The following is a 14572-nucleotide window of genomic DNA, read 5'->3' on the forward strand; positions in this document are numbered from 1 at the left end:
AGGTTTTATCAGGATGTCCAAATTTTACACTGCTCTTCAACAACTTTGGGAAAAGAATTAAATTGCTTCAACAGTTGTCTTAGGATAATAGAGTCATCCTGTTGATTCATTGCATCTTGGGCCATCTGTAAGATATAGGGCATTGAATTTAATTTATTGGCATAGACCTCGATTTTCCTTACAGTTTCTAAAATATCATCCTTAATGAGGCAACTTCTTTGAGTATAGGGATTAATAATAGCTCCGCCAAAGCCATAGCGACAGGCTTGAAAACGATTATAACCATAGACATAGTAGAGATCGGGTATAATTTCATCCGGTTTTTCTTCTATAAGATAAAGTGACAAAGCCTGAAGATAAGCTGCGATGACTACTGCTTTTTTAATAGTGAGCGGGGTATCGCATATTCTTATTTCGACGGTACCATACTCAGGCTTAGGCCGAATATCCCAATAAAAATCTTTCATTGATTCAATGATGCCCAGTCCTTTCAATTTATAAAAATAAGTTGAAAACTCTTGCCAATCAGTAAAATAAGGAATCACGCCACTTAAGGGAAATGAATTAAAAACAGTGGCTCGAGAAGAATGGAACCCAGTATCTATTCCTTGATAAAAGGGAGAGGAAGCAGAAATAGCTAGAAAATGCGGTATATAACGCGATAGTGCATGAGTTAGATAGAAGGCATCATCGCGATTAGCACAGCCAATATGAATATGTTGGCCAAATACGGTCGACCGTTTTGATAAATAACGATAATGTCGGGATAAATTTTTATAGCGCTTTGTTGGAAATATTTTTTGTAGTGACCATTTATGAAAAGGATGTGTTCCTCCACCACAAAAAAGCAAATCAAATTCTTCACCAAAATTCATTAATACGCTTTGTAGAATGTACAATTCTTCAAGTAAAACGTTTACCGAATGATGAATCGAAGAATTGATTTCAATCATTGATTGAGTAATTTCAGGTTTTATTTGTTTTTGATAAGTATGCTCTTTAATGTTTCTGATGAGATCTTTGGCTCTGGATGCCAGGGCGAAACTGTGGGGATCGATGATTTGTAATTCTAATTCAACGCCAATTGAACCTGCCATCGACTGCTTAAAGGATAATGTTCTCATAATAAATTCCTAAAAAGGTAATTCTAAACATCTTAAGCAGATAAGGTATCATATTTAAAGATTAGTTCATTTTTGCTAAAAACTCTTGTAGATGAGGTTTATGAGCTTCGCTTTGTAAATAGCGCTGTAAATGCTGCAGCGCTAGTGCGTAATCCTCGTGTGTGAATATTCCTCGTATTAATTCAAAGCGCAGGTATACACAGTAAGTATTTAAAACATCCGTTTCACAATAATCGCGGATGCTTTTAAGATTTCCTGAACAAAACTGATCCCAAACTTTGGCACCACTCATGCCCATTTTCCCGGGAAATCCAAGCATAGAAGCAATATCATCCAGCGGAGCAAAGGCTTTACTTTGATAAGAGGCTAAAACGTCCATCAGATCGAGATGTCGATAATGAAAACGATTGAGATAATTGTTCCAGCGAAAGGTTTGCTGATTTTCGCCTGCTTCCCAGTAAGTTGAAGCAGATACACCATGAAGTAAGGCACGATAATGGAGGACGGGTAAGTCAAAACCGCAACCATTCCAACTCACTAAAGTCGGGGTATATTTATCAATACCTGAAAAAAAACGTTGTATTAAATCTTTTTCATCAGAATGTTCATCGCCGAGAGACCAGACTTTAAGATTCGAACCTTGACTAAGTACTAAAGAAATGGCGACGATTTTTTGTAGGTAATGGGGTAGGAATTCATTGCCAGTTTTAGCGCGACGCAGTGCAAAAAGCGCATTTGCCGTATCCTCATCGGATAAATTTTGCAGATTATATAAATTTCGTCCCGCTTCTACGTCAGGGATCGTTTCAATATCGAATACTAAAATGCTCATTAGATAAAGTCAGGTATTGATTTATCAGCAAGTTAGCACAGCTTACTGAATTTGTGAATCTGCAACCTGCATGCAAGAAAAACAGATTGTTATAAACAGTGGCAAATAAAACTAATTCTCTAAAAAAATATTTAATTTTGTTGCCATTTTTGTTACTAATACGTGACCGATTTACCGCGATGAATAAAAATGAATGTTAAATCATTAACGCTTTTTATATTTAGTTTTTTACTTGCATCCTGTGTTAGTAAGCCGCCCACTGATGTCAATAATATATGCCAGATTTTTAAGCAATATCCACAGTGGTATCGCGATGCTAAGGATGTTGAACGGCGTTGGAAAGTTTCTGTTCCCATTCAAATGGCTATCATTCATCAGGAATCAAAATTTGATGGTAGAGCAAAACCACCGCGGACGAAACTTTTGTGGATTATTCCTTTTAAAAGACCTTCAACCGCTTATGGATATACGCAAGCACTGCGGACCACCTGGCGACAATATAAAAAAGCAGAGAATGGTGGCGGTATGATGGCTTCACGTGATGCCTTTGATGACGCGGTAGATTTTATCGGTTGGTATGTTAACCAAGCGAATCAAAGAGCTCATATACCAAGAGATGACGCATATCGCTTATATTTGGCTTATCATGAAGGAATAGGCGGTTATCAGCGTAAAACCTATTTGCAAAAGCCCTGGTTGATTCAAGTTGCACGAAAGGTGAAGGCACGGTCTCAAATCTATCAAGCACAATTAAATCATTGTAGAAGATGAATGCTTGTTAAAATATGATATAAATAGGGGATTAGCTGATACGTCATCTATCGCTAGGCTCGGGATGACGTACGAGGGTGGGCCATTACGGTTATTCCCCTTTTTGCGGTAATGGCTTGCTATTGAAAATAACATATTATAAAAGACTGACATACTCAAAAAAGAGTCAAAGTCGGTGGTAAATAATTTAAGTAGGAGTTTATTGATGCGATTAATGTTATTGGGTGGTCCTGGAGCAGGGAAAGGAACTCAGGCACTTAAATTAATTGACTATTTTAACATACCGCAAATTTCTACTGGAGATATGCTTCGCTCCGCGATTGCAGCGGGAACTGAGTTGGGCAAAAGTGCTAAAAAGATCATGGACGCAGGACAATTAGTTTCAGACGAAATTATTATTGCTTTGGTCAAAGAACGGTTAAAACAACCTGATTGTCAAAAAGGCTTTTTGTTTGATGGTTTCCCCCGCACAATTCCTCAAGCCGATGCGTTAAAAGAAGCGCATATTAAGCTTGATCATGTGATTGAAATTGCAGTTCCAGACGAAGAGATTATTCATCGTATCAGTGGGCGACGAGTTCATGTAGCTTCTGGTCGTGTTTATCATATTGAATTTAACCCACCTAAAGTGGCAGGGACGGATGATCAAACAGGCGAACCATTAATTCAGCGCGATGATGATAAAGAAGAGACTATTAAGCATCGTTTGGCAGTATATCATCAGCAAACTGAACCCTTAGTTAAGTACTATCAAAACTGGGAACAAGAAAGTAAAAATGCACCTCGATTCCATCGTATTAATGGAATTGGTAGTGTTAACGATATTTTTAACCGGATTTTGTCTTGCTTAGCAACTTCAAGGAGCGCACATGCCGACTTACCCTCTGATGTCTAATCAATTTGATGAACTTATTAAGAACAATGAGATAGTTTTTATAGATTTTTGGGCTGAATGGTGTGCGCCTTGTAAATCATTTGGGGTCATTTACGAGCAAGTTGCCGATGAAAATCCCTCAATAAAATTTACGAAAGTAAATATTGAAAAAGAGGCAGAGTTTGCTGATTATTTCCAGATACGCTCAATACCTCATTTGATGATTTTTAAACAAGGAATCCTCATTTATTCGGAAGCTGGTGCTATGCCTGAATCCATGTTAAAAGATTTAGTCAAACAGGCTATCGATGTTGATGTCAGTGAAATTCGGGCGAAAATTGATGAGGAAGAGTAATAGTCTCTGCTAGGGATTGCTCTTACTAACTAAATACTCCGCTAAATTCTGCTTATCTGTGGAGCTGAAATCTAAGCCTAATTTAGTACGGCGCCAAAGAATGTCCTCGCAACTCTTGGCCCATTCTTCTCGACACAAATAATCTACCTCAATTTGATAGAGGCCATGACCAAATTCTTGGCCTAAATCAGACATTTTATTAGAGCCACCCAGAAGTAGTTCGGATCGAGTGCCATAGCTTGTCAAGTAACGCTCTTTAAGTTGTTCATCAAGCCAAAAATATTTTTCTCGTGCATGATGAGCGTATTCTTTATAGGGCCAGTTATCGAGTGTAGAACCAGGAAGTGGTTTATAGGCGGATTGAGAATCTTTTAAATAAGGGAAAATAGGCTGAAGTAGATTGACTGTTTCCAGCGAGGCTTGTCGATAGGTAGTAATTTTCCCACCATAAATAGTGACCGCGGGTGCGGGCACTTCAGTGTAACAACAGCTGTAATCGCGACTTAAGGTACTTAACTTTTCGTTAGTCGATGCCAGCAGCGGACGAACACCGCTCCAGCTATTAATCATGTTCTTTCGCTCTAAATGGCAATTAAAGTAGCCATTGACAAGCTTGGATAGGTACTCAACTTCCTCAGTTGAAATGGTTACTTTATCTAAAGACCCATTGAATGCAACATCGGTGGTGCCAATCATTGTATGACCATGATAGGGAATTACAAAGACGATGCGTTGGTCATCATTTTGTAGAAGATAGGCATGATTTCCTTCATAAAGCTTATGGACAACCATATGACTTCCTTTAACCAATGACAGCTTAAATTGGTTGGGCACTTGCAAAAGGTCATTAATCGATTCGACCCAGGGACCAGCAGCATTAATAATTGATTTAGCTTTGATCACGCGCTGCTGGCCCGTTTTCGATTGAACTGTTAAATGCCAAAGCTTATTCGATACCCTTGCTGCAATTAACTCAGTGTCTCTTTGAATTGAAGCGCCTTGCTCTTTAGCTTGCAAGGCATTAGTTATTGTTAAACGAGCATCGTCGGTAGCGCAGTCATAGAATAAAAATCCTTTATTGTATGACTCTCTTAATGGGGAAAAAAAAGCGGACGGAGCACTGCGGCGAATAAACTTCGACCTCGGCAGCTCATTTTTGCGGCTTAAATTGTCATAAACAAATAAACCAGTCCGTAAAAGCCAGGTTGGACGCATATTGCGTTGATAAGGTAAAACAAAAGAAAGTGGATGAACCAAATGTGGAGCTAAGTTAAGTAGTAGCTGTCTTTCATTCAGTGCCTTTTTGACTAAAGCAAAATCATAGTGTTCTAAATAACGCAAGCCACCGTGGATGAGCTTGCTGCTAGAGGAGGACGTTTTAGAGGCAAGATCATCTTTTTCGAGAAGCACGACGGATAGCCCTCGAAGAGCAGCATCTGCAGCCGCGCCACAGCCATTAATGCCTCCGCCAATAATTGCTACATCGAAAACATAGTCCATGTTCTTGTCTCCGCAAAAAGCGTATAGAATAAGTATCGGCCGCCATTATCCAAGTATTAATGGCCGGCCATCATGAACGCATGAAAATTTTCAAGATAAGACTCTCACTGTGTTCAGGAGAAATGCCTTTACCTTTATTATAATAGGGAAATAGAAACGAATGACATATCTTCTTGCTATCGATCAAGGAACAAGCAGTACTCGTGCAATGTTATATACGCAGACGGGCAGATTAATTTTAGCAAGTCAGTATCCATTGACCCAATACTACCCAAAGCCTGGATGGGTTGAGCATGATCCAGAAGAGATTTGGCAAAAAACGCTAAAAGCAATGCAAGATCTTATGTCGCAGGTGGATGGCAAAAAAGTTCAAGCTTGCGGTATCACCAACCAGCGAGAAACAACTTTAATTTGGGATAAGCAATCCGGTAAATGCTTGGCTCCAGCGATTGTATGGCAGGATAGGCGCACACAAGCTTTTTGCGAATCTTTATCCGATCAAGCTCCCTTGATACAACAGAAAACAGGCTTATTGCCAGATCCTTATTTTTCAGCCAGTAAATTACATTGGTTATTGAAGCAGATTCCAGAAGCGGCTGAGCTTGAAAAAAAAGGGCAACTCGCATTTGGTACCATTGATTCCTTTTTAATTTGGCGACTGACCGAAAACAAGGTTCATGCAACAGACCCTAGCAATGCCTCCCGAACTCTATTATTCAATATTTTTAAGCAATGCTGGGATCCTGATTTATTACAGCTCTTCTCAGTTCCCGATGCAATTTTACCGAAAATTTGTGCTAGCGACGCTAATTTTGGAGTAATTGATAAAAAGCATTTGGGAGTTAGCATTCCTATAACCGGCGTGGTCGGTGATCAGCAGGCTGCTCTCATTGGTCAGCGCTGTTTGAAAGATGGCATGGTTAAAGCGACTTTTGGTACGGGTGGTTTTTTATTGATGAACACCGGTAATAAGCCTGTGATATCAGATCATAAACTTCTAACAACTGTTGCTTATCAAATTAAAGGAGAGACTCATTACGGATTGGAAGGAAGCTTATATCAAGCTGGCACCACTGTAAAATGGCTAAGAGATGAATTAAAACTCATAGAAACGGCGGCAGATACTGAGATGCTAGCAGAAAATCTTCCTGGGAATGAAGGAGTTTATTTAGTACCCTCTTTTACTGGTTTAGGCGCTCCTCATTGGATTACCACTCCTGGTGCTGCAATTGTTGGGCTTACTCGCACAAGCAATCGCGCTCATTTTGCACGAGCCGCATTAGAGTCTGTTTGCTATCAAACAAGGGAAATAATGGCCTGTATGCGAGAAAATAGTTCTATGGATTTAATGCTCTTGCGTGTTGATGGTGGTATGGCAGTAAATAACTGGTTTTTACAATTTCTATCTTCGCAATGCAAATTAACCGTACAGCGACCTCAGGATATCGAAACCACAGCTCAAGGCGTGGCGTTGCTGGCAGCCTTAGGTTGTGGGCTTGTTGATTCTTTAGATTCAATACAAGAATCCTGGTCCTGTGAAAGAGAGTTTTTTCCAGAGGTGAATGAGCGTATTGAAGAAGATTTTTGGGGTTGGCAGAGAGCTTTACTGATGGTTAAAGCCGGTTGATAGCAGCAACTGTTTCAAGACCGTTGCTGCTATCTCAATTAAGCCTAGCGAACATCTCGTTGTTTTTCACCGGTATATAATTGACGGGGTCTGCCGATTTTAGACTTATTAGCAACCATTTCCATCCAGTGTGACATCCATCCTACGGTACGAGCTAAAGCAAAAATAACAGTATACATGTTGGTAGGAATTCCGATTGCGCTCAACGTGATGCCTGAATAAAAGTCGACATTGGGATAAAGTTTTTTCTCGACAAAATAGTCGTCTTCAAGAGCAATGCGCTCAAGTTCCATGGCTAATTTAAATAAAGGCGCGTCATGGGCTCCAACTGCGTCCAATACTTCATGGCAAGTTTTGCGCATCACTTTTGCACGGGGATCATAGCTCTTATATACACGATGGCCAAAGCCCATTAAACGAAAGGGATCATCTTTGTCTTTAGCCCGTTTAATATAATGATCAATATGTTTCACATCGCCAATTTCTTTAAGCATATTCAAGCAAGCTTCGTTAGCGCCACCATGGGCCGGTCCCCATAAAGCACCAATTCCTGCAGATATACAAGCAAAAGGATTAGCACCGGTAGAGCCAGCTAGTCGCACTGTAGAGGTTGAAGCATTTTGCTCATGATCAGCGTGTAAGGTGAAGATAGTGTCCATTGCATCGACGATGATTGGATTTGGAATAATTTCTTCAGAAGGTACGCCAAACATCATATGAAGAAAGTTTTCTGCATAGGACATTTTATTTTGCGGATACATATAGGGCAGGCCGATTGAGTATTTATAACTCATTGCAGCTAACGTTGGCATCTTGGCAATAAGTCGAATGGCTGAAATATAGCGATCTTCCTGATTATTTAAGTCCATTGTTTCATGATAGAAAGCCGATAGGGCGCCTACAATACCGACCATAATTGCCATTGGATGAGCATCGCGACGAAAACCGTTTAAAAAGTTGTACATCTGCTGATGAACCATCGTATGGTTATTAATTAGACTAACAAAATCTTTCTTTTCTTGGGCAGTAGGCAAGTCGCCATTTAGAAGGAGATAACTCACATCGAGGAAATCTTTTTTCTCCGCTAATTGCTCAATTGGGTAGCCTCTATAAAGTAATATTCCTTTATCGCCATCAATAAAAGTGATTTTAGATTCGCAAGACGCAGTTGAGACAAACCCGGGATCAAAGGTGAACATACCATTTGCACCTAATCTATTGATATCCACCACATCGTTACCAAGCGTTGGACTGTATATGGGTAACTCAATAGGCTCGTGGCCGTCTATACTCAGTCGTGCAATTTTTTTTGTCATCACGTCTCCTAATATGCTTGGGCTACATGTTCGCCTGAATGTAAGGGCTGCACTATATAAAAATGCCCTGTGACAGTCAATTTATCCATGCCTAAGAATTTCGATTTAATCTAAACATAAGTATGATCCAGTTTGGGACTTTTTAACAGGAATAAAATGAATAAAATTAGTGTTTAATGTTAAGTTGAACGACTCGATGTGATTCAATTAAAGCTGCCGTTATGGTATTATTTCAGATTAATTTTATTGCAAACACTAAATAAGGATGCGTCCTAGCTATGGTTTATTCAGCCAAAGAAGTCATACCCGTTAATATTGAAGACGAATTAAAACAATCTTATTTAGATTACGCGATGAGCGTTATTGTTGGCCGAGCTTTACCAGATGTGCGTGATGGCTTAAAACCAGTGCATCGTCGTGTTCTTTTTGCGATGAGCGAGCTGGGTAATGATTGGAATAAGCCATATAAAAAATCTGCGCGGGTAGTGGGTGATGTAATCGGTAAATACCATCCGCATGGCGATACCGCCGTTTACGATACGATCGTTCGTATGGCCCAGCCTTTTTCAATGCGTTATTTGCTTGTTGATGGCCAGGGTAACTTTGGTTCTGTTGACGGTGACCATGCAGCAGCAATGCGATATACCGAAATTAGAATGTCAAAAGTGGCTCATGCTTTACTGGCTGATCTTGAAAAAGAAACGGTAGACTTCAGCCCCAACTATGACGAAACTGAATTTGCTCCAGTGGTTTTACCCTCACGTGTTCCTAATCTTCTAGTGAATGGTTCCTCGGGTATCGCTGTAGGGATGGCTACTAATATCCCGCCACATAATCTTACTGAGGTGATTAATGCCTGTATCGCTTTAGTTGATAGTCCTGACTTATCAATTGATGAGTTAATGACTTATGTTCCAGGACCTGATTTCCCAACAGCGGCCTTCATTAATGGAAGAGCAGGAATCATTCAGGCTTACCGTACTGGCCGCGGTCGCATTATTATTCGAGCGCGAACAGAAATTGAAACCGATAGTCAATCAAATCGTCAAGCTATCATTATTACTGAGCTTCCCTATCAAGTGAACAAAGCCCGGCTTGTCGAAAAAATAGCTGAGCTTGTGCGCGAAAAGCGTATCGAGGGTATTTCTGGCCTCCGTGATGAATCTGATAAACAAGGTATGCGGGTTGTTATTGAGCTTAAACGTGGGGAAGTGGCCGAAGTTATTTTGAATAATTTATATGCCCACACACAGATGCAGAATGTATTTGGCATCAATATGGTCGCATTAGTTGATGGGCAGCCTCGCACCTTGAATTTAAAAGAAATTCTTGACTATTTCATCAAGCATCGACGTGAAGTTGTTACACGACGTACTATTTTTGAATTGAAAAAGGCACGTAATCGCGCTCATTTATTAGAAGGTTTAGGGGTCGCTCTGGCCAACATTGATGAGATGATTGAGCTCATTAAACAGTCCCCCACACCTCAAGATGCAAAAGAAGCTCTTTTGGCTCGCTTATGGCAGCCTGGTTTAGTGAAGGCGATGCTGAAAAATGCTGGTAGCGATGCTTGTCGACCTGATGATTTATCCAGTGAATTTGGTTTAACAGAAGATGGATATCGCTTATCCGCCAATCAAGCTCAGGCTATTCTCGAATTAAGGCTCCACCGATTAACAGCGCTTGAGCAAGATAAGATTATTTCTGAATATGAAGAGTTATTGGGGGTTATTAAAGACTTACTTGATATTCTTGCGTCTCCAGAGCGATTGATGCAAGTCATTAAAGATGAGATGCTCGAGGTTAAAACTCAATTTGGCGATGCCCGTCGTACAGAAATCATTGCTTCTCAAGAAGATTTAACCATCGAAGATTTAATTACCGAAGAGGATGTTGTGGTCACCTTGTCTCATCAGGGTTATGTAAAATATCAACCAATTACAGCTTATCAAGCACAACGTCGCGGCGGTAAGGGTAAATCTGCAACCAATGTGAAAGATGAGGATTTTATTGAGCGCTTAATTATCGCGAATACTCATGACACTCTGCTTTGTTTCTCTAATCATGGTAAGTTGTATTGGCTGAAAGCTTATCAACTGCCTTTAGCAAGCCGAATTTCACGTGGTAAGCCGATCATTAATATACTCCCGCTTGCAGAAACTGAAGCAATCAATGCGATGGTGCCGGTAAGGGAATACCAGGAAGGGTATTTTGTCTTTATGGCGACAAAACACGGTACCGTGAAAAAAGTGCCACTCGAAGCCTTTAGTCGTCCACGTTCAAACGGCATCATTGCTGTAGATTTGGATGAAGATGATCGTTTAGTTGGTGTTGATATCACTGACGGTACAAAAGATATCATGCTATTCACTGATGCTGGTAAAGTAATTCGTTTTGATGAGAACCTAGTTCGTCCAATGGGTAGAACTGCACGAGGGGTCCGAGGTATCCGTCTAGCTGCTGATCAATCTGTCATTTCTTTAGTGGTTGCTAAACCTGAAGGAACTATTTTAACCGCCACTGAAAATGGTTATGGAAAGCGTACCAATGTTGAGGAGTACCGAGTTTCAGGCCGCGGAGGACAGGGGGTAATCTCGATACAAGTGAATGAGCGTAACGGAAAAGTGGTTCGCGCTCTACAAGTTGATGACAGTGATGAAGCAATGCTTATCACCGACAAAGGTACCCTGGTGCGTTTCAAAGTCGATGAATTGTCAATTATTGGACGTAATACTCAAGGGGTACGTCTCATTAATGTTAGTTCAGGTGAGCATGTGGTGGGGATGCAGCGTATCGAAGAAATTGCTGATTCTGACTTAAATCATGATGAAAATCATAATGATGAAGAAGAAGTAGAAGAAGATAATAATGAGTAGAGGTTATAATTTTGGCGCCGGCCCTGCAATGTTGCCTGAGTCAATTTTACGAGAAGTACAAGAGGAACTATTAGATTGGCATGATCTCGGTATGTCGGTGATGGAAATAGGGCACCGTACTCTAGCATTCATTGAGCTCATGGAGCAAACAGAAAATGAATTGAGAACCCTTTTAAAGATACCCGAAAGTTACCATGTCCTTTTTTTAAGTGGAGCAGCTCGGCTCCAGTTTGGGATGATTCCATTAAATTTTCTTGCTCAAAATGAACAAGCGGGTTATTTGGTAACAGGAATTTGGTCGTATTTGGCCTATCAAGAAGCTTTCAGATTAAAACTAGCTTATTGTGTTGCCAATGGGGAGGCTAATGGTTTTACCAGCATTCCTGCAGTGGATGGATGGCAATTTAAAGAAGATACAAAATATTTATATTTCACTCCAAATGAGACGATTAATGGTGTGCGGTTCGCCAAAACACCAAAGATAGCAGACGTTCCCCTTATTGCTGATATGACATCTTGTCTCTTGAGTGAACCCATTAATGTTGAAGACTATGGTTTAATTTTTGCCGGCGCTCAAAAAAACATTGCTAATGCAGGGTTGACTATCGTTATTGTTAGCGACGAATTACTTGGTACTATCAAAAATGATTTGATTCCTACTATGTTAGATTATCGAACCTTCAGTTCTACAAAATCCGCTTATGCCACACCGTCAACTTTTAATTGTTATTTGGCAGGCAAGATGTTTCGATGGATTAAAGAGCAAGGTGGGGTTGAGGCTCTGTATAAAGTAAATTGTCAAAAAGCAGTAAAACTTTATGAGTGTATTGATACATCACAATTTTATCACTGCAGAATAGCTAAAGAAGCACGATCATTAGTCAATGTCTGTTTTACACTTGAGGATCCGATGCTTGAAGAAGCGTTTCTAGATGGGGCTAAAGCGCGTGGGTTATTGGCTTTAAAGGGGCATCGAACAGTAGGCGGATTGCGAGCTAGCATGTATAACGCAATGCCCATCGAAGGCGTAGAACGTCTTATTGAATTCATGAATGATTTTGCAAAGGAACATAAAAAATGAAACTGCTCGATTTTGTAAGCAGCCCAGTCAAAGCCATTCGCGGTGAAATCAGCATTCCTGGGGATAAATCCATATCGCATAGAGCGATTATTTTAGGGGCTATTGCTAAGGGTACTACGACTATCAATGGTTTTTTAGAAGGTGAAGATTGCCTAGCGACCCTGAAAGCTTTTAAATCAATGGGCGTTGCCATTGAAGGACCTGTAGATCAGCGCGTTGTTATTCATGGAGTTGGTAAACATGGTTTACAAAAACCAAAAAGCGTTCTTGATTGTGGCAATTCAGGAACTAGCATGCGTTTATTGGCAGGCTTACTTGCCGCTCAATCATTTGATAGTGAGTTAACGGGTGATACAAGCTTACAAAAACGGCCTATGGAGCGAGTCAGTCGACCCCTGATGCAAATGGGTGCTGAAATTACTACAACCGAAGGTCGTCCTCCCTTACATATTCGCGGCGGGCATACCTTGCATGGTATTAGCTATGAAATGCCTGAGGCAAGCGCACAAGTGAAATCCTGCTTATTACTGGCAGGAATGTATGCTCAGGGAGAAACCTGTGTTATAGAGCCTGGTTTTACTCGTGATCATACAGAACGAATGCTCACTACTTTTTCTTATCCGATTCATAAGTCAGAAAATACAATAATAATTAATTCTGAAAGCGAGTGTTTAGGTACAGATATTGTGGTACCTGGTGACATTTCTTCCGCTGCTTTTTTTATTGTTGCAGCAACACTTATTCCTGGCTCTGAACTAGTGATTAAGAATGTGGGTATTAATCCTACACGAACAGGTATTGTACAAATTCTGACGCGAATGGGTGCTAATATTAGCCTTAAGAATAAACGTCTTAGCGGCGAAGAGCTGGTTGCTGATCTGGTGGTTAAGCATGCCCAGCTTGAGGGTATTGATATCCCAACCTCACTTGTTCCTTTAGCAATCGATGAGTTTCCTGTTATTTTTATCGCAGCTGCTTGTGCAAAAGGGCAAACCCTTTTACATGGTGCTAGAGAATTGCGTTGTAAGGAAAGTGATCGCATTGGAGCTATGGTTGAAGGATTACAGCAACTAGGCATTGAAGCTCAAGCATTTGAAGATGGTCTATATATAAATGGTGGGATCCTGCAAGCTGGTGAAGTAAATAGCTATCACGATCATCGTATTGCAATGGCCTTTGCTATTGCCGGTGCAGTCGCTAAAGGTCCTGTTACTATAAAAGACTGCATCAATGTTGCAACCTCATTTCCAACATTTGTAGAGACAGCCAATACAATTAAATTGGCGATAAAGGAAGTAAAGAATGAAGCCTGATCGAGGTGTACCCGTTATTACGATTGATGGTCCCAGTGGGACTGGCAAGGGAACAATCTGTCATATGCTTGCTAATCATTTGAATTGGCATGTACTTGATAGTGGTAGTCTTTACCGAGTTCTTGCTTATGCAGCAAGAACCAAAGCGGTGGATTTTTCTAATATTCATGCTATGGTGGAGCTTGCATATAACTTAAACTTGCGTTTTGACACAAATCCTCATCATAAGAGTCAAGTTATATTGGATGAAAAAGATGTTTTTGAGGAGTTAAGGACCGAGCAATGTGGTCAGGATGCTTCCAGAATTGCTGTTGTTCCTGAGATAAGAGAAGCATTGCTTGCACGCCAGAGAGCTTTTGCACAAGCACCTGGATTGGTAACTGATGGTCGAGATATGGGTACTGTGGTTTTTCCAGATGCAATTCTTAAGGTTTATTTGTATGCGACAGCAGAAGAAAGAGCATCACGCCGATATTTTCAGTTGAAAGAAAAGGGAATTGATGTTAGCCTCGCCGAAGTTGTTGCTGAACTGGCTAAACGTGACGCAAGAGACACAGAACGATTGCATGCGCCATTAAAACCTGCAGAGGATGCGGTTTTGATTGACACAACTGGTTTAACTGTTGTACAGGTGTTCGATTATGTATTAAAATTAATAGATGAACACTTGTTTCGCAGTTAAGAAGGAACGGTAATTAATTCGCTGGAACAAGCTTCAAAGCATTAATGAACAATCCTATCTTCTTTTAAAATGGGATGAAAGATACGTTAATGCTTGAGACTATTCGTTACAGAAATATTGAGAACCGTCTTTCAAAAAGCTCGACTTTAATTATGAGGGCGAGTTTTATATGGGGGGAATAATAAGTTGGATCTTATTTTTCCATAATTTTACTAAAGAGT

The 14572-nt window shown here is 40.4% G+C and carries 12 protein-coding genes; 8 read left to right on the forward strand and 4 right to left on the reverse strand.

What is annotated here, in order from left to right:
* Positions 1-8 precede the first annotated feature (8 nt).
* Both Lnau_RS05885 and Lnau_RS05890 read right to left on the reverse strand, forming a co-directional pair.
* Positions 9-1124: a YbdK family carboxylate-amine ligase gene (locus Lnau_RS05885; protein WP_058504209.1), complete on the reverse strand. Its 1116-nt coding sequence runs from the start codon at positions 1122-1124 to the stop codon at positions 9-11.
* Between the two features lie 61 nt (positions 1125-1185).
* The gene (locus Lnau_RS05890) at positions 1186-1956 is read right to left on the reverse strand and encodes a 3'-5' exonuclease (RefSeq protein WP_058504210.1); all 771 of its coding nucleotides are present in this window, start codon (positions 1954-1956) and stop codon (positions 1186-1188) included.
* A 189-nt stretch (positions 1957-2145) separates the two neighbouring features.
* Between Lnau_RS05890 and Lnau_RS05895 the strand changes: the two genes are divergently transcribed.
* The 3 genes from Lnau_RS05895 to Lnau_RS05905 all read left to right on the forward strand — a co-directional run bounded on the left by Lnau_RS05895 (position 2146) and on the right by Lnau_RS05905 (position 3956).
* The gene (locus tag Lnau_RS05895; RefSeq protein WP_058504211.1) at positions 2146-2727 is read left to right on the forward strand and encodes a transglycosylase SLT domain-containing protein; all 582 of its coding nucleotides are present in this window, start codon (positions 2146-2148) and stop codon (positions 2725-2727) included.
* 205 nt (positions 2728-2932) lie between these two features.
* Entirely contained in the window at positions 2933-3622 is a 690-nt protein-coding gene (gene adk, locus Lnau_RS05900) for an adenylate kinase (protein WP_058504212.1), read from the forward strand.
* Positions 3597-3956 carry a thioredoxin family protein gene (locus tag Lnau_RS05905; protein WP_058504213.1) on the forward strand — a complete coding sequence of 120 codons (360 nt, stop codon included), beginning with the start codon at positions 3597-3599 and terminating at the stop codon, positions 3954-3956. The genes adk and Lnau_RS05905 overlap by 26 nt, the downstream gene beginning before the upstream one ends.
* A 9-nt stretch (positions 3957-3965) precedes the next feature.
* Here Lnau_RS05905 and glpD read toward each other — a convergent pair whose 3' ends face one another.
* Entirely contained in the window at positions 3966-5456 is a 1491-nt protein-coding gene (glpD, locus tag Lnau_RS05910; RefSeq protein ID WP_058504214.1) for a glycerol-3-phosphate dehydrogenase, read from the reverse strand.
* 160 nt (positions 5457-5616) lie between these two features.
* On the opposite strand from glpD, the gene glpK reads away from it, so the two are divergent.
* Positions 5617-7083 (forward strand): glycerol kinase GlpK, encoded by a 1467-nt coding sequence (gene glpK, locus Lnau_RS05915; protein ID WP_058504215.1) that lies wholly within the window; start codon positions 5617-5619, stop codon positions 7081-7083.
* A gap of 44 nt (positions 7084-7127) precedes the next feature.
* Here the strand turns inward: glpK and gltA are convergent, their stop codons facing one another.
* On the reverse strand, positions 7128-8399 hold the full coding sequence (gene gltA, locus Lnau_RS05920) for a citrate synthase (protein WP_058504216.1): 1272 nt from the start codon (positions 8397-8399) through the stop codon (positions 7128-7130).
* 278 nt (positions 8400-8677) lie between these two features.
* Between gltA and gyrA the strand changes: the two genes are divergently transcribed.
* The 4 genes from gyrA to cmk are packed head-to-tail and all read left to right on the forward strand — an operon-like array spanning position 8678 to position 14351.
* Complete coding sequence (gene gyrA, locus Lnau_RS05925; protein WP_058504217.1) at positions 8678-11275, forward strand: DNA gyrase subunit A; 2598 nt, start codon at positions 8678-8680, stop codon at positions 11273-11275.
* Positions 11265-12356 (forward strand): 3-phosphoserine/phosphohydroxythreonine transaminase, encoded by a 1092-nt coding sequence (gene serC, locus Lnau_RS05930; protein WP_058504218.1) that lies wholly within the window; start codon positions 11265-11267, stop codon positions 12354-12356. The genes gyrA and serC overlap by 11 nt, the downstream gene beginning before the upstream one ends.
* On the forward strand, positions 12353-13669 hold the full coding sequence (gene aroA, locus Lnau_RS05935) for a 3-phosphoshikimate 1-carboxyvinyltransferase (RefSeq protein ID WP_058504219.1): 1317 nt from the start codon (positions 12353-12355) through the stop codon (positions 13667-13669). Before serC ends, aroA begins: the two co-directional genes overlap by 4 nt.
* Complete coding sequence (gene cmk, locus Lnau_RS05940; protein WP_058504220.1) at positions 13659-14351, forward strand: (d)CMP kinase; 693 nt, start codon at positions 13659-13661, stop codon at positions 14349-14351. The genes aroA and cmk overlap by 11 nt, the downstream gene beginning before the upstream one ends.
* Positions 14352-14572: the final 221 nt, after the last annotated feature.

This window comes from Legionella nautarum, from assembly GCF_001467895.1.
Lineage (GTDB): Bacteria > Pseudomonadota > Gammaproteobacteria > Legionellales > Legionellaceae > Tatlockia > Tatlockia nautarum.

Bases quoted from the DNA above. Each gene is read 5' to 3' on its own strand.
- Lnau_RS05885 (WP_058504209.1), bottom strand. From the start codon at position 1,124: ATGAGAACATTATCCTTTAAGCAGTCGATGGCAGGTTCAATTGGCGTT.
- Lnau_RS05890 (WP_058504210.1), bottom strand. From the start codon at position 1,956: ATGAGCATTTTAGTATTCGATATTGAAACGATCCCTGACGTAGAAGCG.
- Lnau_RS05895 (WP_058504211.1), top strand. From the start codon at position 2,146: ATGAATGTTAAATCATTAACGCTTTTTATATTTAGTTTTTTACTTGCA.
- adk (WP_058504212.1), top strand. From the start codon at position 2,933: ATGCGATTAATGTTATTGGGTGGTCCTGGAGCAGGGAAAGGAACTCAG.
- Lnau_RS05905 (WP_058504213.1), top strand. From the start codon at position 3,597: ATGCCGACTTACCCTCTGATGTCTAATCAATTTGATGAACTTATTAAG.
- glpD (WP_058504214.1), bottom strand. From the start codon at position 5,456: ATGGACTATGTTTTCGATGTAGCAATTATTGGCGGAGGCATTAATGGC.
- glpK (WP_058504215.1), top strand. From the start codon at position 5,617: ATGACATATCTTCTTGCTATCGATCAAGGAACAAGCAGTACTCGTGCA.
- gltA (WP_058504216.1), bottom strand. From the start codon at position 8,399: ATGACAAAAAAAATTGCACGACTGAGTATAGACGGCCACGAGCCTATT.
- gyrA (WP_058504217.1), top strand. From the start codon at position 8,678: ATGGTTTATTCAGCCAAAGAAGTCATACCCGTTAATATTGAAGACGAA.
- aroA (WP_058504219.1), top strand. From the start codon at position 12,353: ATGAAACTGCTCGATTTTGTAAGCAGCCCAGTCAAAGCCATTCGCGGT.
- cmk (WP_058504220.1), top strand. From the start codon at position 13,659: ATGAAGCCTGATCGAGGTGTACCCGTTATTACGATTGATGGTCCCAGT.